Here is a 20,130-nt window from a genome sequence, read left to right on the forward strand (position 1 = left end):
ATTGAAACCCGATCTTTTGAGCGGGTTTTTTATTGCCTGAATTTTCCCCTACTTTTAAACAAATACCCGGCCTATGCGTCTGCCCGTCCTGCTATCGCTCCTTTTTTTCCTGCACGGCCCCCTGCGCGCAACGGTGCTGCATACCGGCCATGGGCAGCGTTATACGAGCGTTTCCGGCGCCGCCAAAGCTGCCGCTCCGGGAGATACCATCCTGGTGCACAACGGCGTTTATCCCGGAGATCAGTCTTTACAGGGCTTGCGGGGCGCGCCCCGCAAATGGATCTGTATTCTTGCGGAAAAAAGGGGCGGCGTAACGTTTGAAGGCGGCATCAGCGCGTGGAAAGGCAGCGACGTGGCTTACCTGCGCATCGAAGGAATGGTATTCGCCCGTCAAACGGGCAACGGCCTCAATTTCGACGACGGCGGCACGTATGCGTCTCCCGCGCATCACATCGTTCTGCGCCACTGCATTTTCCGCGACATGGCCGCTACCGGCAACAACGACCTGTTGAAACTCTCCGGCGCGGACGACCTTCTCATCGAAGACTGCATTTTTTTAAACGGCTCGCCCGGCGGCAGCGGCATCGATATGGTGGGGTGTCACAATAGCCTCCTTCGCGGTTGCCGCTTTGAAAATATGGGCGCCAATGCGGTGCAGATGAAAGGAGGAAGCAGCCACATCAATATAGAAGCCTGTAAGTTCAAAAACGCCGGCAGCAGGGCGTTGAACCTGGGCGGCAGCACGGGGGAAGCGTTTTTCAGGCCGGCGGATGCCGCGTGGGAAGCGGCGGACCTGAAAGTGAGCGGCAATGTTTTTATCGGGTCTGAAGTGCCGGTGGCTTTTGTAGGCTGTATTCGCTCAGAAGTGGTGAACAATACCATTTACAAACCCACCAGGTGGGTCATCCGCATCCTGCAGGAAAACAGGGATACCGCGCGTTTCGTCAAATGCCGCGACAACGTTTTCCGTAATAACATCGTTTGTTTCGACGAGCAGCTGCGCACCGTTTGCAGCATCGGCGCCGGCACTGCGCCGGAAAGTTTTATTTTTTCCAATAACCTGTGGTTTCACACGGGGAACAATGCCTGGCAAGGCCCGCAGTTGCCCGTGAAAGAAACAGGAGGATTGACGGGGAAAGATCCTTTATTCGCCGGTCCCGGGAAGGAAGATTTTTCGATCGATGCGCGTAGTCCCGCCGCCCGCGCAGGTTTTCCGTCACCTTATCCCCCAAAAGACCACGCGGGGAACGATTTCCGGGGCCAGAGAGCCATCGGGGCTTTTGAAACGAAATGACCGCCTCCGCCTGAACTTAGTCCACACTGTTTTGTTATCCGAATAAAAAAGGAAGGACAAAAAACTGTCCTTCCTTTTTCGTATGCGGAATTTATATGATCAGAACTTCAGCCCGACGGTCAGCACCACATTGCCGCCGCTCAGGTCGGCAGATGCGGTGTGCACCGGTACCGGGGAATCGGCGAGCGTGTAAGGCGTGTAGAGATCTTTCTGCAGGGTATGCACATAAGTGAGGTCTGCAAAGAAACCCCTGTTGCGGTAACCAACGCCGCCGCTGATCTTTTTCATGCTGGCGTCCACGTCGGAATAATCGGAGTTGTAAGGATTACCATAATAAGCAAAACCTGCTCTTACCGCGAATACGTTGAACTTCAGTTCGCCGCCCAAACGCATGTTCACAGCGCCTTTGTAGGCGTTCTCGATCACGTTGTTCAGCTGGTTGGCGATCGCCTGGTCTTCCGCGGCGCCTTTATTGTATTTGAACTGCGTGCCGCCATAGTTCACGTATTCCACGTCGGCGGTCACGAAGCCATGTTGCTGTTTTACGTCGGCGTTGGTGCCGAAAATGTAAGACACGCTGGCGAGTGCGCGGGAAGGCGTGCGAAGGCTGTATTCGTATTCTACGGGGAAACCGTCGGTGAGCTCTTCCGTATTCTGATAACGTTGAATGTCTGAGCCATCGGTGGCGGGCGGTACAACCGGGGGATTACCGATGGGCAGGTTTTCCGTATTCACCGCCAGGTAGGCCGTAGACGCATCCCTCATGTTGTACCAGGTGGGGGTGTGATAAGCGATACCCAGGCGCAGGCTCGGCATGGGCGCATAAATGATGCCCAGCTTGGAGTTGAAGCCCACCGCGTCGGTGGTCAGGTTCTCGGTATGTTCGAAAAAGGAAAAATCGTTGTCCGCGTCGCCGGAATTATCATCTTCCGCGAACGTTCTGTTGCGTTCGTAGTGAATGGTCGGGAAGTTGACGGAAACGCCGATGTAGAGCTGTTCGTTGTAGTTGCCGCCGAAACCGAGGGAAAATTCGTCCAGCCCGCCTTTTTCCTTCACAAGGTCCTGCTGGTAAACGCCGCCGGTGGTAGGATTGACCACGGTGTAATATTTATTTGCAGCCGGATCGTTGTCGAAATTCAGCAGGTAGGTATTGTAACCAAGGCTGGCGCCGAGCGGGAACTGCGCGGAAGCGTCGCCTGAGGGAACGGGGCCGCCTGCGTTCAGCGATTCCACCCATTTGTCGGAATAGCTGGTGGTTTCGTTCAGGCCGGCAATGGATGTCCTGTTATTAAAACTTGCCAGGCGGTTGTAATCCAGCGAAAAAGCGAAGTTTTTCCAGGGTGAGTTCGGGTTGCGGCGGGTGGGTATCCCGAAAACGATGCCGACATTGTTGAGCATGGCGCCGCTTTTATCCGCGTCCGTAGCCGTGCCGATATAATTGTAGCTGTTGCTGCGGAAGTAAAAACCCGGTGAAACGTTCACTTCACTTGTTTTGAAAAAACCAAGACCGGCGGGATTGACGTGGGTAGCGGTAATATCGCCTCCCAGCGAACCTGCCGCGCCGCCGATAGCCTGTGTGCGGGCCGTCCCTCCGGTGGTGAGGCGGCTGTACCGCAAGGCATCCCCTTCATCCTGCGCTGCTACACTGGCGGATATACCTGTGGCTATCAAAAGAAATGCGATTCTTTTATTCATCTTAAAAAGTCTGGTGAAAAAATAAAGTGCGGGACAAATATAAGAATTATCAGTCACGTATTATGTATTGATAATACGTGACTGATAAGTATATGGCATTACCTGCCGCCACGGGGGCGGTAAGTTCTTGTCGGAGTGCTTGACGGTGAGCTGCTGGGTGCGCTTCTCTGCGGTTCGGGTGCTCTGTAAACAGGTTCTGAACGTTGGGGAGTGCTCCTTTCGTAGGTGCGCTCGTAAGTTCTGCTGGAGCGTTCGGGCTGCGGCCTGCTGTTGCTGGGCCTGGTGCTCGGTCTCGTGCTTGGCTGAGACGTCGGGCGCTCGGTAGCGGAACGCTGGAATATCCTTCTCGGAGAATTGCTGTTGTTGGCATTATTCACGCGGCCGTTGTAATTGCCTGCCGGCACTTCGGTCGTGTTGCTGTTGAAGCTCCTGCGGGGCATTGAACCGCTGGTATTGGGCCTCGGCGTAGTGTAATTGCCGTTTGTGGCCCTGTTGAACACGCGTGAGTTGGACGAGCCGCGCGGGCCGTAGGAATTGGAGGGACGGGTATAATAACCGCCGCCGCCATGCCATCCGCCGGGATAATAACCGCCGGGGTAGCCTCCGTACCAGCCTCCGCCGTACCAACCGCTGCCATACCAGCCATGGCCGCCGTACCAGCCGCTATAATACGGGCTGTACCAGCCGTTGTAGCGCCAGGGATTGTAACCCCAGCCGCCGCCCCAGCCCAGACCGATGGTCAGGGAAGGGCCCCAGTACGAGCCGATATAAGGATAGCCGAAGCCGCCTCCATAGAAGCTGCTGTAAGGGGTGCCGTAAAAGCTGTCGAAATAATAGCCGTCCCAGTAATTGCCGGAATAGCCCCTGCTGAAGCGGTCGATGCGGCGCGCATAGTCGTAGCGCTCGTCATCTTCGTCCTCATAGGTCACATAGGTGTTGCCTTCGTCGTCATACGTTTCCTCCACATTGGATGCAGATTGCGCATTTCTGGCTGTGTTGCTGGCATACACTGTTCTTTGCGTTACCGGAGAGTGGTAAACATCATCCGGCGTCTGTGCGGTCTGATATGCGGTAGAACAGCTGCTGAACACAAGCAGCGCGGCTACTGCACTATATATCATAGGTTTCATCTGATGATATTTGATTAACAATGTAAATTTACTCAATTTAAACGAAATTTATCGGTAAAGGGTTACACCACAAAGCGTTTTATTATCTTCGCACACCCGGTTGAGAGGTGTTTGCTGTTTTCAACGTAGGTTTGTGAAGTTTCCGTTAAATATAGAACAAATATTACGCCAATAAATTGTGCCGGAACCCCTGTAAATAAAGGGTTTCTGGTGAATGGCAACTGTAACGGATGAACGGAAACCGCAGCCCGCTAAATGCTTGTTTTGCAGGTAATTGAAAATTCCGCTTTCTCCCCGGGAAACGGAAAAAGAAAAAGTATAATATGAGTAAAGAGATTACTAGCCGGTCACAGGATTATGCGCAATGGTACAATGACCTTGTTCTGAAAGGCGGCCTGGCCGACTATTCTGCCGTGCGGGGATGCATGGTGATCAAACCCTACGGTTTTGCCCTCTGGGAAAACATGCGCGACGTGCTGGACGCCAAATTCAAGGAAACTGGCCATCAGAACGCGTATTTCCCCCTTTTTATCCCTAAAAGCTTCCTCAGCAAAGAAGCCGCCCACGTGGAAGGTTTCGCCAAAGAATGCGCCGTGGTGACCCACTACCGCCTCAAAAACGATCCCAACGGCGGCGGTGTGGTGGTAGACCCCGAAGCCAAACTCGAAGAAGAACTGATCGTTCGCCCTACTTCAGAAACGATCATCTGGAATACTTACAAGGACTGGATCCAGTCTTACCGCGACCTGCCCCTTCTCATTAACCAATGGGCCAACGTGGTACGCTGGGAAATGCGTACCCGCCTGTTCCTCCGTACCGCCGAATTCCTCTGGCAGGAAGGGCATACCGCCCACGCCACCGCGGAAGAGGCCATAGCCGAAACCAAACAGATGCTGGACGTGTATGCCGATTTCGTGGAAAATTACATGGCATTGCCCGTGATCAAAGGCGTCAAATCGCCCTCCGAGCGTTTCGCCGGTGCGGTAGACACCTACTGCATCGAAGCGCTGATGCAGGACGGGAAGGCCCTCCAGGCCGGCACCTCCCACTTCCTCGGCCAGAATTTCGCCAAAGCGTTCGACGTGCAGTTCTCCAACAAAGAGAACAAACTCGAATACGTATGGGCCACTTCCTGGGGCGTTTCCACCCGCCTCGTGGGCGCGCTCGTAATGGCGCACAGCGACGACGACGGGCTTATCCTTCCCCCCCGCATCGCGCCCCTGCAGGTGGTGATCGTGCCCATCTACAAAGGCAACGATCAGAAAGGACTGATAGACGAAAAAGTGCAAAGCATCGTTAAAGAGCTGAAAGCCGCGGGCATCCGGGTGAAATACGACGATTCCGACAATTCCCGCCCCGGCTGGAAATTCGCGGAATATGAAATGAAAGGCGTGCCCGTACGCCTCGCCATCGGCGCCCGCGACCTGGAGAACAACGTGGCCGAAGTAGCCCGCAGGGACGATAAGACCAAATCCAGCGTATCGCTCGAGGGCATCTCGCAGCACATTATCGCGTTGCTGGAGGAAATACAGCAGGGAATGTACAACAAAGCCAAAACGTACCGCGAAGCGCACATCACCCGCGCCGATACCTGGGAAGAATTCGAAAAACTGCTGGACGAAAAAGGAGGCTTCATTTCCGCCCACTGGGATGGTACCGAAGAAACGGAAGCGGCCATCAAGGAACGCACCAAGGCCACCATCCGCTGTATTCCCCTGAACAATCCGCAGGAAGAAGGCAAATGCGTTCTTACCGGCAAACCTTCCAGGGAAAGGGTATTGTTTGCAAGAGCATATTAATCAAGCATATTTAAGCCATCAGCTGTTGATGCAAGCCATCCGTTACATAATATTCCTGCTCTTTTGCCTGGTAATGTCCCGTTCAGTAAACGCGCAGGGCCTGGTGATACGCAATTATAATGTAAAGGACGGGCTTGCCAACGCTACGGTATACAGCGCCGTGCAGGACCAGGAAGGTTTCATCTGGTTCGCCACGCCCACCGGCGTCAGCAAGTTCGACGGCAAACGTTTCCGCAACTACACGAAAAAAGACGGCCTTACAGACAACGACGTTATCAAACTCGCGGCGGACGCGCGGGGGAGGATCTGGTTCTTCACCAACAACGGCCGCCTTTCCTATTACTACCGCCACATCGTTCATAACGCAGACAACGATTCCAGCCTGGTATACACCAGCAGGAACCATTACATGCAGTACGCCTTCCAGGACAAGGCGCTCAACATCTGGTTCCTCAACACCGCCGGCCGCGTGATACAGTACAATGGCCGGCAAACCACCTACAAACTCGGCACAAAACCTACCGACGTGCTCTGGCTGCTCAGCCAGGACACGATATTCCGTCCGCTGCAGGAATATTTTCATCTCGGCAGCGTCAAAGACAGCACCAACCGGTCGCAGAAAATATTTCTCACCCCGGCGTATCCCGTGCAGGACGAGCGTTTCGGCCCGCGCATCCGGCAAAATCCCGTGGTGATCGTAGGGAATACGCTTTATTCCTTCACCCCGCAAGACATCATTCCCTTCTTCAAAGGCGCGGAATGGGGCATCACCGAAGAGATCAGCTGCATGAGCATCGACAAGGACAATCTCTGGATCGGCACGCCGCGCTCGCTGTATTTCATCAAAGACTTTTTTAAAGGGGAACGAAGGCTCAGCAAGCTGCTGGACAATCACTTCGTTACCTCCATTCTCAACGACCGCGACGGCAATATCTGGATCACGACCTACGGCGACGGAGTGTACCATATCCCGTTCAAGAATTTTTATTTTTCTTACCTCGACAATACCAACGGTCTTTATTCGCATTCCATCTACAGCGTGTTTAAAGACCGCCGCAACGGCCTGCTGTACATCGGCGCCAATGCCGGCATGCTGAACATCATGGACCCTGCGGGCCGCATCCAGCGGTACGCGCTCGATTCCACCGGCGGCCGCAACAGCGTACTGAGCATTCTGCCCACGCCAAAAGAGGGCGTCGTGATCGGCACAGACAATGCGATCTACGAATACAGGCCCGGCATGCGCAAACCGCAGGAAGCCCTCAAGTTCAGAAGCATCAAAGACCTTGACGTGAGCGAAGACGGAACGGTAAGGGTCGTGTCGAGGAACAGGATGGTGAACGGGCTGGACGGCCGCCCGGTAGACCTCAGCGGCCTCGAAACGCTGGTTTCCTCCGTAGCCTGCGTAACCGATACGTCGTATTACCTGGGTACCGGCAACGGCCTGTATTACAGCGAAGGCAACCATCTGCCCATACCCGTGCAGGACGATCCGCGGCTGGCCCAGAGCATCAAAGACCTGCAGTGGATCGACGGGTTTCTTTGGATCGGCACCAGCGACCAGGGCATTTTCGTGCTGAAGAACAACCAGGTGATCCGGCATTTCAGAACGGCGGACAACCTCGTAAGCGATATTTGCCAGGCTTTGTATTACGACGGCAACGGCAGGCTGTACGTGGCCACCAACCGCGGCGTGTCTGTGATCGATACGCGCAACCGCGTGCTGCTGCGGAATTATACGTCCAACGACGGGCTCATGAGCGACGACATCCGCGGCCTGAGCCATGCGGGGGATACTTTGTTCATCGCCACCTCCAACGGCCTGTGTTATTTTTCCCGCGATCATATACCGGTAGACACGGTGCCGCCCACGGTGTATCTCAACGCCATCCGGTATGGAGACAGCAATTACCTGCCCCGTGCGTATTTCCAGCATATTTACGAACGCGGCAGCTCCTTCGAGGTGGAATTTGGCGCCATTGCGTACGATCTGCCCGACCTGGTGGAGTACCAATATAATTTTTCGAACGACACTTCCTCCGGCTGGGTGACCACGATGAGCAACATTGTGCCCTACCCCAAACTATTGCCCGGCGATTACACGCTGCTGATCAGGGCGCGCAAATACAAAAGCGACTGGAGCCGGCCCGTGGCCCTGCGCATCAACATCCTGCCGCAATGGTACCAGGAATGGTGGGCGAGGGGCATTCTCGTGCTGCTGGCCATCATGGCCATCCTGCTTATTTTGCGGTATATCATTAACCGGGTGAAGGGAGGGGAAAAACGGAAGACGGAATACAACCGGCGCATCGCGGAGCTGGAGGCGAAGGCGCTGACCAACCAGATGAACCCGCATTTCATTTTCAATTCGCTCAACTCCGTGCAGCATTTGATCCTGGAGAAGGAAGAAAAGCAGGCGCTGAACTTCTTGGCCGATTTTGCGACGCTGATGCGGCAGATGCTCAACAACAGCCGGAAAAGCTATATTTCGCTGGAAGACGAGATCGCCTTCCTGACCCGGTACCTGGAGCTGGAAAAGATCAGGTTCGCCAATTCTTTCGTATATAAGTTCGAGTTAAGCGAGGAATTGAAGGAATATACGGTATATATCCCGCCGATGCTGATACAGCCGATCCTGGAAAACGCGATCAAACACGGGCTGGCGCCCAAGAACGGCAGCGGGCACCTGGTGGTGCGGCTGGAAATGCACGGAGACCTGCTGTATTGCGCCGTGGACGACGACGGGATAGGGTGGGAGCATGCCAACAGTATGAAGACCGGAAAGCTCGCCAAACACGAATCCACCGCGCTTAGTGTTATTAAGGAAAGGCTCCAGATTATCAAATCTTTTAATGGAAGCGTTGGAAAGTTAGAAATAATTGATAAATTTAAGTCTGGATTCGGCAACAAGGAAGGTACCTTGGTTGAAATCCTGATTCCCATTGTAAAGATGTTATGAGTATTATAAAAGCTGCCATTGTTGACGACGAGGTCCGCAACATTCATATCCTGCGAAACATTCTGGAAAATTACTGCAAGGATGTTAAAGTGATAGGCGAAGCACAAAATATCCATGAGGCCGCGGAGATGATCAAGAATAACCCTATTGATGTTTTGTTCCTGGATATTGAGATGCCCCCACACAACGGTTTTCAGTTACTGGAAATGTTCCCTGTCCTTAATTTCGAGGTGATTTTCATTACTGCTTTCCAGGAATATGCTTTACAGGCGATCAAATTCGCCGCGCTGGACTACCTCCTCAAACCGATCAAGGTGAGTGAGGTGGAAGATGCATTGGAAAAAGTGAAGAGAAGCAAAAAAGGCCGCCTGAACGAGCTCGCATCCATCCTGAAGGATTATGTGAAGAATAATGATAATGCGTTCTCCAAGATCGTAATACCCGTCAACGACGGCTACAATGTTATCGATTTAAAAGATATTATCTACTGCGAGGCATTCGACAGTTACACCAAAATACAACTGATCAACAACGTTTCCCACCTGATCTCCAAATCGTTGAAGGAATACGAGGAAATGTTGTCTGACAAGGGTTTTTACCGCGTTCACAAGTCTTTCCTGATCAATATCCATCATATTGTCAAGATCATCAAGGGATTAGGTACCGCCGTTATCATGAGCGACCAGAAAAACATCCCGATCTCTTCCCGCAAAAAGGACGAGTTCTTCACACAGCTCAAAGGCGTCATCAACCTGTAATCCGCCTTTTTTGCCCGATATCTCCGGCCGGTTATTTATTTCACCGCAGCTTTATGGCCGTTAACGAGCCATTTTTTATCGTTTACCAATTGCCCCGACAGCTGTATTACATATAATACTAAATTTAGTATAGGGTTTTCATAGGATATATGGTCATTCTTGTGAGCCTTTACAATAATGGCCATAATAAGGCCCCGGCGTTCGCCGGGGCCTTTATTTTTAGTGTGAAATGACGAATACAATAAAAAAGGGCCCCTGGAAACAGGAGCCCTTTAATCCTAACCTATAAAACCTATATGAAAACACATGTTAATGTCTTTAATATTTAACTACATCAGAACTCGGCCGTGTTCGCCAGGTTCAGATCGTAGTAGTAAATGTTGGCATAACGGTCACGCATATAGAAACCTTCCAGCCTCACCTGCTTTTTGCCGTTCAGCGCGCGCTTCAGTTCTTCCGTGCTTTTTACCTGCACATTGCCCGCCTTCAGGATCACGAACTCCGGTTTCATGTTCGTCTGTTTTTTGATAAGGCCGCTGCTGATGTTGCCCACCACTACTCCGCCTTCGACGCCCAGCTCGTCAGATAGTTCCTTGTTCAGGGACACAAAGTCAGCCCCCAGGTAATCGAGTACCCCCAGCTTTACAATGTCTGTATTCCCGTCGAGGTTCCTCAGCGTTGTGTTTGCGGTATACTCTTTATTGCCGCGCAAATAATTTACGCTGACTTTATCACCTGGTTTGTATCGGCTGATCTGTTCCATCAACTCCGGAATTGATGAAGTATTTACACCATTTATCTTGGTTATAATGTCTCCTTCTTTGATACCCGCCTGGGCCGCAGCTCCAGTTTCCGGTACGCGCAATACCTTGATGCCGCCCATATCGCGGCTCATGCCCAGCTCTTTCAGCTGGTTGTCCGTCATCGTATTCGGGTCGCGGTACTCGATGCCGAGATACGCCCTTTGTACATTCCCGAATTTCATCAGGTCGTTCACCACTTTTTTCACCAGGTTCACCGGTATCGCGTAGGAATAACCCGCGTAAGCGCCGGTGGGCGAAGCAATGGCCGAATTGATGCCGATCAGCTCGCCGGCCGTGTTGATGAGCGCGCCGCCACTGTTACCCTGGTTCACCGCCGCGTCCGTCTGTATGAACGATTCGATCGCGGTGCGGCTGTTGCGCCGGTTGATGCCGATCGCGCGCGATTTCGCGCTTACGATACCGGCCGTTACCGTCGTTTCAAGGTTCAGCGGATAACCTACCGCCAGCACCCACTGGCCCACCTGCACGTCGTCTGAATTGCCGTACAGGAGGTAGGGGAGGCCGGTGGCCTTTATTTTGATCAGGGCCAGGTCCGTACTGGGATCGGTTCCCACCACGGTGGCCGTATAATATTTATTATTGCTCAGGGTTACGGATATTTCATCCGCATCGTCTACCACGTGATTGTTGGTCACGATATACCCGTCGTCGGAGATCAATACGCCGGAGCCGGATGCCATCTGCGGAGGCGTGTAATACCGGCGCCCGCCGCCATCGTCGTCAAACCCCTCCCCGAAAAATTCTTCCAGCAGGCTTCTCCTTTTCTGGAGATTATTGCCGAGCTGTTTCGGGTTGATCTTCGTTTTGATATGTACCACTCCAGGCGTGCCGATCTTTGCCGCCTGCTGGAAATCGGTAGGGGGGGTAAGATTGGTGTTGCCTGCGGAGCCGGGCATGTAACTGGCATAATTTACCGGTACAGTGTCTGATCCGTTCTGGTAAACCCCCTGCGGGGCCTCTTTCTGGAAATATTTACTGTAAACAAATATGCTCCCGAACGCAGTGGCCGCGCTTATCAGTATAGTACCCGCAACTTGCGAAAATTTCATATTTGCATTGGTTTAAAAGGGGTGAAAGGAAATAAAGTTTTCTTCTTTGTACCAAGATCAATTTACATGCCTTTCCTTACAAATTTAACGGAGTTCATAGGTTGTAAGTTGTAACATGCAAGTATTTAACAGATTTTTATGCCAATCGTTAAAAGCTCCTTAATTAAACGGCACAGGCACTGCCAAAAGTATGGCAATGCCTGTCAAGATAACAAGTTTAGGTGACAATCTGTTCGCAGCCGGCCGCTAAAGCGAAGCCAGGAAGGCCGCCGTGTCTACCCCGTCCGCATAATCCGTCAGCGAAGGATATTGCGCCTGTCCGAAAGGCACCGCCCCGCGGCCTACAAGGCATTGCAGATCGGGATTTTCGCGCAGCTGGGTTTCCAGTTCTGTCCTGTCGCGGTAGAAACCATAATGCAGCACGCTCAGCGGGCTGAAAAGGGATTCGTTCTCGTGCAGCAGCAGGCTGTCGTTGGTTTGGTACGGACTGAGGTTGAGCAGGTACAATGCGAGGTTATAATCGTAATTGTTCTTGTATTTATGGTGATCCGCCAGGCGGCCGTACTTTTTGAGCGCGGTGAGCAGCGGCGTGAAGTCGTAACCTTCCGGTACATACACTTTCGTTACGTTCCTGCATCCCAGGCCGAAATAAAGCATAACGTCGTCTGCCAGCGCGCCAAGTTCTTCAGGCGTTTCCCCGCCCGTGAGCACCGCGGCGGAAGTGCGGTTGCGGCGGATGATGTGGGGATATTTGGCGAAATAATAATTGAAATAACGGGCGGAGTTGTTGCTGCCCGTGGCGATGTAGGCGTCGCAGTTTTTCAGCATTTCAGCCACTACGGTATCCTGAGCGGCTTCCGGCGCCCATTCCGCGATCTTTTCGAAAATATGCGGCAGCAGCACATTGTCTTTCGACGAGAGTTTTATCCATATCTCATGCCCGCTGAGAAAACCCGCGAGCCAGTCGTGAAACCCCACGAGGGGGATGTTGCCGGCGGCCACGATGCCCACTTTTTTGCGGGCGGCGGGTTTGCCGAAACCGGGATATTGTTCCACCCAGGCTTTTAAAGCGGCGGGGTCGAGATAATATTTACAGATATTGGCGATGGCCAGGTCCGTAAATTCGGGGGTGAACCAACCGTTGTGCGCAAAAGCCCGCCGTTTCGCCAAATCGAGGCTTTCCTGCTCCGCTTCCGTGCTTTTTCCGCCCAAATACGCCTCCAACCGGGCCAATACTGCTAATTTTTGCGATAATTCCATCATAACCCCGAAAAATAAATTGAGTATTTAAATTGTAGAAATTCTATTTTTGAAGCAAAATTAATGGCTTACATCCTAAACAAAAAGTTTACAATATGGCAATTAAGATAACAGATGAATGTATAAACTGCGGAGCTTGTGAACCGGAATGCCCGAACAATGCGATTTATGAAGGCGGTGTGGAATGGGCGATAGCAGACGGAACTACTGTAAAAGGCACTTATACCCTGATGGACGGCTCTTCCATGGACGCCGACCAGCGTAACGCCCCCATCGCCGTTGATACTTATTATATCGTTCCCAATAAATGCACGGAATGCCAGGGTTTCCACGAAGAGCCCCAGTGCGCGGCCGTTTGCCCCGTAGATTGCTGCGTGCCCGACGAAATGTACCAGGAAACCGTAGATGAGCTGATGGACAAGAAAGCCCGTCTGCACATCTAAACCTAAATACATCTTTAAAATTGAAATAATTCACGGAAAAGGAAGTACCAGCGGTATGTTGGGCCTTCCTTTTTTGTTATTTTGCCATCTATGAAGAAAAATATTGCCCTGGTTGCCGGCGGATATTCCGGAGAATACGTGATTTCCGTGCAAAGCGCTGCGGTGATCGAAAAAAACATCGATCCCGCGTTGTACGACGTTTACAAGATCATCGTCACCAAAGACAGCTGGACGTATACCGCGGCAGACGGCGCGGCGGTGGCCGTGGACAAAAACGACTTCAGTCTCACCGTCGGCGGCAAACATATCCGCTTCGACGCCGTGTTCATCGGCATTCACGGCACGCCGGGGGAAGACGGCCGCCTGCAGGGTTATTTCGAGATGCTGGGCATTCCCTATACGAGCTGCGGAATGGTCACTTCCGCCCTCACCTTCAACAAAAGCTATTGCAACAAGGTAGTGGCGGCGCTCGATGTAGTGAACGTAAGCCGCTCCGCTCATATTTTCAGCGATAAACCGTACGACACCGCCGGGATACTCAGCCAGCTGCGCCTTCCCGTATTCGTAAAACCCGCCGAAGGCGGCAGCAGCATCGGCATGAGCAAGGTGAACAAGGCCGAAGAACTGGAAGAGGCCATCCAGAAAGCTTTTAAGGAAGACAATCAAATACTGATCGAAGAATTCATCAAAGGCACGGAAGTAACCTGCGGCCTTTTCCGCGCGCAGGGCAAAATGACGGTGCTGCCGCTCACCGAGATCCGCAGCAGCAAAGAGTTTTTTGACTATGAAGCCAAATACACGCCCGGTGTTACCAACGAAGTGACACCGGCCGAAATAGCCCCCGAAGCGGCGGACACGATCCGTACGGCGGCGCTGGAGCTGTATAACCGGCTGAACTGCAAGGGCATTGTACGGGCGGATTTTATCCTGGAAGAAAACACCGGCAAAGTATATTTCCTGGAAGTGAACACCATGCCGGGCCAGAGCGAAAACAGCCTGGTGCCGCAGCAGGTAAGGGCGGCGGGGCTTACGCTCAGGGCCTTTTACGGCATGCTTATTGAAGAATGCCTTGCGGCTGTTAAAAATTAAGTATACTTTGCTAATATGAAAATGTTTCACAATATCACAAGGCGTTCCTTCGGTTACAACCTGCTCGTTATTTTCGGGCTGATCATACTGCTGGGAATCCTTTTTTTCCTGTCCCTGGGTTTTCTTACGCGTCATGGTGAGGAAGTGACCGTGCCGGACGTTCGCGGCAAAACCATCAAAGACGCCACTTCCGCATTGGAAGGAATGGGTTTTGAAGTGGAAGTGCGCGATTCCATTTATATCGATACCATGCCGGCGCTGCTGGTGTACGAGCAAACGCCGGAGCGGGGAGACGTGGTGAAAAGTCACCGTACCATTTACCTCACCGTCAACAAAGTAGTGCCGCCCATGGTGCCTATGCCGGACCTGGAGGGGCTTACTTACCGTAGCGCGGAAATGACGCTGCGCGCCCGCAGGCTGAATATCGGCGATACTATTTATAAGCCGGACTTTGCGACCAATACCGTTTTGCAGCAGTTGCTCAACGGCAAGCCGATCAAGGCGGGCAAGGAAATTCCCGAAGGGAGCAATATCACGCTGGTATTGAGCAGCGGCACCGGCAGCATGGAGAATCCCGTGCCGGAGACGGTGGGCATGACCTACCTGGAAGCCCGCGAAGTGCTGGCGGCCAGCAATCTCAATATTGGAACGGTGCTGATAGACGCGGGCGTAACGGATACCCTGGGCGCTTTTGTATTCAAACAAAGCCCCCCGCGCAGGAACGAACTGGGCGAGCTGAACCTGATACGTGCCGGTGAAAGCGTAGACCTTTGGCTGGGCGCCACGCGGCCCGTGAAGGATTCCACGTTGCCCTTGCAGAACCCTGCCCCGCAGGAATAACAGATTATTTACCTTTGTAAAAAAATTTCGCATCATGCAAACAATAACACCCGAAGAACTGAAAAAACGCCTGGACAACGGGGAAACCATTACCCTCGTGGACGTACGCGAGCCGCATGAAAGAGAGGAATTCAATATCGGCGGCATTCATGTTCCGCTGGGAGAGATCCGCGCCATGCAGGTAGACGAGCTGGAAGACTTTAAAGACAAGGAACTGGTCGTGTATTGCAGAAGCGGCAACCGCAGCGGGCAGGCATGCATGGTTCTCGAAACGATGGGCTTCTCCAACCTCGTGAACCTCACCGGCGGCATGCTGGCCTGGCAGGAAAAAATCGGACAATAAACGGATCGATTCCGCGCAACATAAAAGCCGCTCTTTACGGGGCGGCTTTTTTATGTCTTGTTTATTCGTTCGTTATCAGGACGGCACCACGGCGGTGGCTTCTATTTCCACCAGCAGGTACGGGCCGATGAGCTTGCTTACTTCCACCATGGTGGTGCAGGGCCTGATGGCCTGGAAAAATTCTCCGTGCGCACGACCGATGTCTTCCCACTTCGAAATATCCGTCACGTAAATGCGCGTGCGCACCACGTCGTGCAGCGATGCGCCGGCCTTTACCAATGCGGCTTCTATCTTGGCGAGCGCGTGTTTGGTCTGTTCGTAGGCATCGCCGATGCCGATCACTTTGTCACCGTCCTGCGATACGGTGCCTGAAACTTCCACCACATTGCCGATCCGCACTGCCCGGGAATACCCTACTTTGGCTTCCCAGGGAGCGCCTGAACTGATGTTAAGTCTTTGCATATGTTGTGTTTTTTTTAAGGTTCGAAAAAACAGCTGCTGCCGCCTACCCAGTCCAGGTCGCGGTTGTAGTTCACGCCGATCATCTTCCCTTTGCTGAGCCGCGCGAGGTTTTGCGCGAGCACGGGAGCGGGGGCATCGTCCGGCCAGCAGTACATCAGCCTGATCTCGCATTTGGCGGAGCCTGTAGGCGTTTCTATCGCCGCGGCGTATTCCACTTTCTGCTGCAATATCCAGTTCTCGGGGTCTTCGATCTTCTCCACATGCGCCGGCGTGGGGTCTATGATCACGCCCTGACCCGCGAAGGAGAACAGCGGTTTCAGCACATAATTCTCCAGGTCCTGCGGCAGCACGGGCAATTCGTGGAGGAACCAGGCTTTGGGCGCAAACGGGCCATGAATAAAGGGCAGCAGGAATTTGCTGACGCGGTAATACCAGTTGGGGTGCGTAGCCCATTCCACTTCCAGCTCGTGCTGGAAATTGACGATGGTGCCCAGCTCGTCTTTGTAAGTAGCCAGGTCTTCGAATATCATGCGGTTGTAAATGCGCTGTACGCGCACCTTTTCGCCGTTTTTGAGGTAATAGAGCTTTTTGCTTTCCTGCACCAGGTCCGTCACGCAAACTACCGGGATGCCGAGTAACATTTCCGTACATACGAAATCGATGAGCGTTTTTTGCCGGCGGGGCAATACTTCCAGCAAAATAACATTGGAAGGGTGGTGCGTGCCGAGAATGCAGCGGCGCAGCAGGTCTACATATCCCGCCCTGTCCAGCCCCGGGCCGAAAGTGCAGAACGTTTCCGGAACGGGCATGTATTGGCGGTACTGCCGGGCCAGCATTTCCTGGAAACCGAACAGGCTGGGAAAACCCTGCAGTTCGATCAGCTGCGGCACCAGTTCGCCCGCTTCGTTGCGGGTAACGGCGAAATCGACGATGATGAACTGGGGATGATGATTTTCTTTCGGCACCAGGTAACCCTTGGGGATCGCAGCTTCCGTAAGCTCCAACAGATCGGGGCGGCGGACCGTTTTTATCACTTCTTCACCGGCGGCGAGCAGTTGTTCCTCCAGTTTTTTCGGCACGAACACGGGTGTTTCGGCCACCCTGAAAGCGGGCGTGACGCCGGTTTCCACCGTAAGGCCGGCCAGGAGGTCCGCATAACGGGAAGGAGTGAACTGTTGGTTAAAAGCCTGTCGTATGTCCGGGATCATGGTGATTGGGTTTGGGTAAGCTGGTAGGCCAGCGCTGTCTCCAGGAAATTGGGCAGCAGCGTGTCGTGCGTGAGCAGGATCTTGTCCGGTTCGGTGAGCAGCTCCAGCATGTTATTGAATTTCCCGCGCCCGTGTTCTTCCACTACTCTTTTTTTCTGCGCGGGCGATTGCAGATATTTGCGCATCCCGGGGGCATCCGCTTCGGGATGGAATTGTGTGCCGATAATGTAAGGCGAAAAACGGATGGCCATGGTGGCTCTTTCGAGCGGCACATGCGGCCTTTGTTTTTCGATGGCGAGCACTTCCGCGCCCATTTCGGCGAGTTTTGCCTCGTTGGGCTGTATCACCTGCCAGTTGCGGCTGTCTACGATGTAATACGGGTCGGGGAGACCGTTGAAAAGCGGCTCGTTTTCCCCCGCCTTCGTTTTATGCACGGGAAAAACGCCGAAAGCCGGCGATCTGCGGCGGCAAACGGTTCCCAGTTCAAAATACCGGCATACGATCTGGAAAGAATGACAAATGAGAAAAACGTGTTTTTTGCGGTTGCCGGGCCGGAGGTTCCATTCCAGCAGGCTGTTCAGCCAGCCGAAATAAGCTTTTTCCCAGTCGTTGCCCGCACTGTCTACCGGGCTGCCGGGGCCGCCCGTGGAAATATAAACATCGTATCCAAGGTCGGGCACCTGGCGTTGCCGCCGTACATCAAATTCATTGATCTGCAATGGCACCTGCGCGGCTCCGGCGAATTGCAGCAGCAGCTCGCGTATGCAGCGCATGCCTTCGTTGGGCACGCCCTCGTATAGATCCAGGATGGCGACTTTCATTCCGTCTTTTTTATTTGCGTAATGGGATCTTCGATCTCATCGAAATAATCCCACATAATACAAAATTACGGCAGAAACCGCGATTGTATGTAATCCACCACTTTCACGAGGTCGCCGTCGTTTTCTTCGAATGCTTTCAGCTGTTTGTCCGCGCCGGTGCCTTCCGCGAGTATTTTGTTCACGCCGTCTATCACCGTGGAGCGGGTGCCAAGGTCGTCCAGCACATCGTCCACAAAATCGAGCAGCTCGTATATCAGCGCACGGGTATTCACTTCCATCTCTTTGCCGAAATCGATCAGGTTGCCGTCGATACCGTAACGCGACGCGCGCCATTTGTTTTCGTTCACCAGCGCCCTGTTGTAAATGATGAAGTTGAGGTTCTGCGTGCGCAGTTTGTAGATCTTCACGCAAATGGCCTGGAACAGTGCGGTGAGCGTGATGGTTTCCGGTACGGTGAGCGGCACGTCGCAAATGCGGAACTCTACGGTGTTGAAGAACGGGTGCACGCGGAGGTCCCACCACACTTTCTTCGCATTGTCTATACAATTGGTTTTAACCAGCAGCTTGATGAAGTTGTCGTATTCCTCGATACTCGTGAAATAGTCGGGGATGCCGGTGCGGGGGAATTTGTCGAACACCTTTGTGCGGAAGGATTTGAAGCCGGTATTGCGGCCTTCCCAGAATGGCGAGTTGGTGCTGAGGGCAAATACGTGGGGGAGAAAATACCGTACGCTGTTGGCGATGTGCAGTGCCATTTCACGGTTCTCCATGCCTACGTGCACGTGCAATCCGAAGATAAGATTAGAGCGTGCGGCGTCCTGCATTTCGTTGACCAGCTCGAAATACCGCGGATGGTCGGTGATAAGCTGTTTTTCCCATTTTGAAAATGGGTGCGTGCCCGCCGCGCCTATGCTGAAACCAAGGTCTCCCGCTATCTGCGTGATGGTTTGGCGCAGCAGCAGCACGTCCTGGTAAGCTTCTTCGATGTTCGCGCATATTTGCGTGCCCACTTCCACCACGGCCTGGTGCATTTCCGCTTTCACCTTGTCTTTGATCACTTTCTGCGCCTGCTCTACGATCCTTTGTTCGTGCGAGCGCAGTTCCCGCGTTTGCGGGTCCATTACCATGTATTCTTCTTCAATGCCAAGTGTAAAAGCTCCGTAATTCATGTCTTGTTACTGGTTTCAGGGTGAAGTTCGTTAATTATTTGCGATCCTGCTGCACGGCTTCTTTCAGCCAGCTGCCCCAGGTGAGATTGTCTTTCCCGTTTTCCTGCGCCACGGCCCTTTCGATGGCATACCGTGCGGCATGTTCCACCACCCATTCGAAATTATTTTCGCCGACGGAACGCCTGTCTGCATCCGGTGCCGGATTGCAGAAGTCGATGGCATATGGCACGCCGCCGCGCACGGCAAATTCCACGGTGTTAAAATCATAACCGAGCGCGCGGTTGAGCAACAGGGTATAGGTCTCGATTAATTTTTTCAGTTTAGTATCCGGCTTAAAACCGGCTTCATAGCGTTTTTCAGGATCGTTGCGCGGCTCGTAGGGCATGATGTGCGCGTACCGGCCGCCGATGCAGTAGCAGCGGTAATACGACTGGAAAACGATCTCTTCCTGCAACAGCATCACATGCCGCCCGGTTTGCGCATGCAGTTCGAAAAATTCCTTTTCGTTCCCTACGCGGTACACGTTTTTCCAGCCGCCGCCCGCAAAGGGTTTCATGTAAGCGGGAAAGCCGGTTTGCGCGAAAATGTCTTTCCAGTCCAGCGGGTATTGCAGGTTGCGGAAGCTGTCGCCCGTGGTTTCGTCCGGCAGTTCGAAGCTGGGCAGCAGCGCGGTTTTGGGCACGGGCACGCCCATATGCAGCGCGATGGCGTTGTTGAAAAATTTTTCGTCGGCGCTCCACCAGAAAGGATTGTTGATCACGGCCGTGCCCTGCAGCGCCGCGTTTTTGAGCCAGGCGCGGTAAAACGGCACGTCGTGCGAGATGCGGTCTACCACCACGGCGTATTCCGGCGGGCCGCCCTGCAGCGCTTTGCCGATCAACACCGGCTCCGCCTGCATGCCCGGGCCGCAGTAATGGTTCACGCGTTCGGTGAATGCCTGGGGAAACGTGTTTTCCTGCCCGAAAAGGATCCCGATCTTTTTCACGC

Annotated in this window: 17 protein-coding genes; 8 read left to right on the forward strand and 9 right to left on the reverse strand. The window is 53.3% G+C overall.

The window, feature by feature from the left end; genetic code table 11:
* Window positions 1-73 precede the first annotated feature (73 nt).
* Entirely contained in the window at window positions 74-1,294 is a 1,221-nt protein-coding gene (locus J7I43_RS15580; RefSeq protein WP_209146667.1) for a right-handed parallel beta-helix repeat-containing protein, read from the forward strand.
* A 99-nt stretch (window positions 1,295-1,393) separates the two neighbouring features.
* On the opposite strand, the gene J7I43_RS15585 is transcribed toward J7I43_RS15580, so the two are convergent.
* Both J7I43_RS15585 and J7I43_RS15590 read right to left on the reverse strand, forming a co-directional pair.
* Window positions 1,394-2,989 (reverse strand): OmpP1/FadL family transporter, encoded by a 1,596-nt coding sequence (locus tag J7I43_RS15585; protein WP_209146669.1) that lies wholly within the window; start codon window positions 2,987-2,989, stop codon window positions 1,394-1,396.
* Between the two features lie 98 nt (window positions 2,990-3,087).
* Window positions 3,088-4,119 carry a hypothetical protein gene (locus J7I43_RS15590; RefSeq protein ID WP_209146671.1) on the reverse strand — a complete coding sequence of 344 codons (1,032 nt, stop codon included), beginning with the start codon at window positions 4,117-4,119 and terminating at the stop codon, window positions 3,088-3,090.
* A 323-nt stretch (window positions 4,120-4,442) separates the two neighbouring features.
* On the opposite strand from J7I43_RS15590, the gene proS reads away from it, so the two are divergent.
* The 3 genes from proS (at window position 4,443) to J7I43_RS15605 (ending at window position 9,635) form a co-directional block, all read left to right on the forward strand.
* Complete coding sequence (gene proS, locus J7I43_RS15595; RefSeq protein ID WP_209146673.1) at window positions 4,443-5,918, forward strand: proline--tRNA ligase; 1,476 nt, start codon at window positions 4,443-4,445, stop codon at window positions 5,916-5,918.
* A 73-nt stretch (window positions 5,919-5,991) separates the two neighbouring features.
* Window positions 5,992-8,877 (forward strand): sensor histidine kinase, encoded by a 2,886-nt coding sequence (locus J7I43_RS15600; protein ID WP_209146675.1) that lies wholly within the window; start codon window positions 5,992-5,994, stop codon window positions 8,875-8,877.
* The gene (locus J7I43_RS15605) at window positions 8,874-9,635 is read left to right on the forward strand and encodes a LytR/AlgR family response regulator transcription factor (RefSeq protein ID WP_074237512.1); all 762 of its coding nucleotides are present in this window, start codon (window positions 8,874-8,876) and stop codon (window positions 9,633-9,635) included. The genes J7I43_RS15600 and J7I43_RS15605 overlap by 4 nt, the downstream gene beginning before the upstream one ends.
* A gap of 334 nt (window positions 9,636-9,969) precedes the next feature.
* Here J7I43_RS15605 and J7I43_RS15610 read toward each other — a convergent pair whose 3' ends face one another.
* Both J7I43_RS15610 and J7I43_RS15615 read right to left on the reverse strand, forming a co-directional pair.
* The gene (locus J7I43_RS15610; protein WP_209146677.1) at window positions 9,970-11,508 is read right to left on the reverse strand and encodes a S1C family serine protease; all 1,539 of its coding nucleotides are present in this window, start codon (window positions 11,506-11,508) and stop codon (window positions 9,970-9,972) included.
* Window positions 11,509-11,754: 246 nt separating this feature from the next.
* A complete protein-coding gene (locus J7I43_RS15615; RefSeq protein WP_209146679.1) occupies window positions 11,755-12,771 on the reverse strand; it encodes an acyl-CoA reductase in 1,017 nt (338 codons plus the stop codon).
* Between the two features lie 92 nt (window positions 12,772-12,863).
* Between J7I43_RS15615 and J7I43_RS15620 the strand changes: the two genes are divergently transcribed.
* From J7I43_RS15620 to J7I43_RS15635, 4 genes are all read left to right on the forward strand, one after another.
* Window positions 12,864-13,211: a 4Fe-4S dicluster domain-containing protein gene (locus J7I43_RS15620; RefSeq protein ID WP_209146681.1), complete on the forward strand. Its 348-nt coding sequence runs from the start codon at window positions 12,864-12,866 to the stop codon at window positions 13,209-13,211.
* Window positions 13,212-13,301: 90 nt separating this feature from the next.
* Window positions 13,302-14,300 (forward strand): D-alanine--D-alanine ligase, encoded by a 999-nt coding sequence (locus J7I43_RS15625; RefSeq protein WP_209146683.1) that lies wholly within the window; start codon window positions 13,302-13,304, stop codon window positions 14,298-14,300.
* Window positions 14,301-14,315: 15 nt separating this feature from the next.
* Complete coding sequence (locus J7I43_RS15630; protein WP_209146685.1) at window positions 14,316-15,140, forward strand: PASTA domain-containing protein; 825 nt, start codon at window positions 14,316-14,318, stop codon at window positions 15,138-15,140.
* 34 nt (window positions 15,141-15,174) lie between these two features.
* A complete protein-coding gene (locus J7I43_RS15635; protein ID WP_209146687.1) occupies window positions 15,175-15,483 on the forward strand; it encodes a rhodanese-like domain-containing protein in 309 nt (102 codons plus the stop codon).
* Window positions 15,484-15,558: 75 nt separating this feature from the next.
* Here the strand turns inward: J7I43_RS15635 and J7I43_RS15640 are convergent, their stop codons facing one another.
* The 5 genes from J7I43_RS15640 to J7I43_RS15660 form a co-directional block, all read right to left on the reverse strand.
* On the reverse strand, window positions 15,559-15,945 hold the full coding sequence (locus J7I43_RS15640; protein WP_209146692.1) for a RidA family protein: 387 nt from the start codon (window positions 15,943-15,945) through the stop codon (window positions 15,559-15,561).
* 14 nt (window positions 15,946-15,959) lie between these two features.
* Entirely contained in the window at window positions 15,960-17,153 is a 1,194-nt protein-coding gene (locus tag J7I43_RS15645; protein ID WP_209146700.1) for a hypothetical protein, read from the reverse strand.
* Window positions 17,150-17,974: a type 1 glutamine amidotransferase gene (locus J7I43_RS15650; protein ID WP_209146702.1), complete on the reverse strand. Its 825-nt coding sequence runs from the start codon at window positions 17,972-17,974 to the stop codon at window positions 17,150-17,152. Before J7I43_RS15650 ends, J7I43_RS15645 begins: the two co-directional genes overlap by 4 nt.
* A 65-nt stretch (window positions 17,975-18,039) precedes the next feature.
* A complete protein-coding gene (locus tag J7I43_RS15655) occupies window positions 18,040-19,143 on the reverse strand; it encodes a carboxylate-amine ligase (protein WP_209146704.1) in 1,104 nt (367 codons plus the stop codon).
* 34 nt (window positions 19,144-19,177) lie between these two features.
* Window positions 19,178-20,128, reverse strand: coding sequence for an ATP-grasp domain-containing protein (locus J7I43_RS15660; protein WP_209146706.1), 951 nt, complete (start codon window positions 20,126-20,128; stop codon window positions 19,178-19,180).
* Window positions 20,129-20,130: the final 2 nt, after the last annotated feature.

Source organism: Chitinophaga chungangae, from assembly GCF_017742215.1.
Taxonomy (GTDB): domain Bacteria; phylum Bacteroidota; class Bacteroidia; order Chitinophagales; family Chitinophagaceae; genus Chitinophaga; species Chitinophaga chungangae.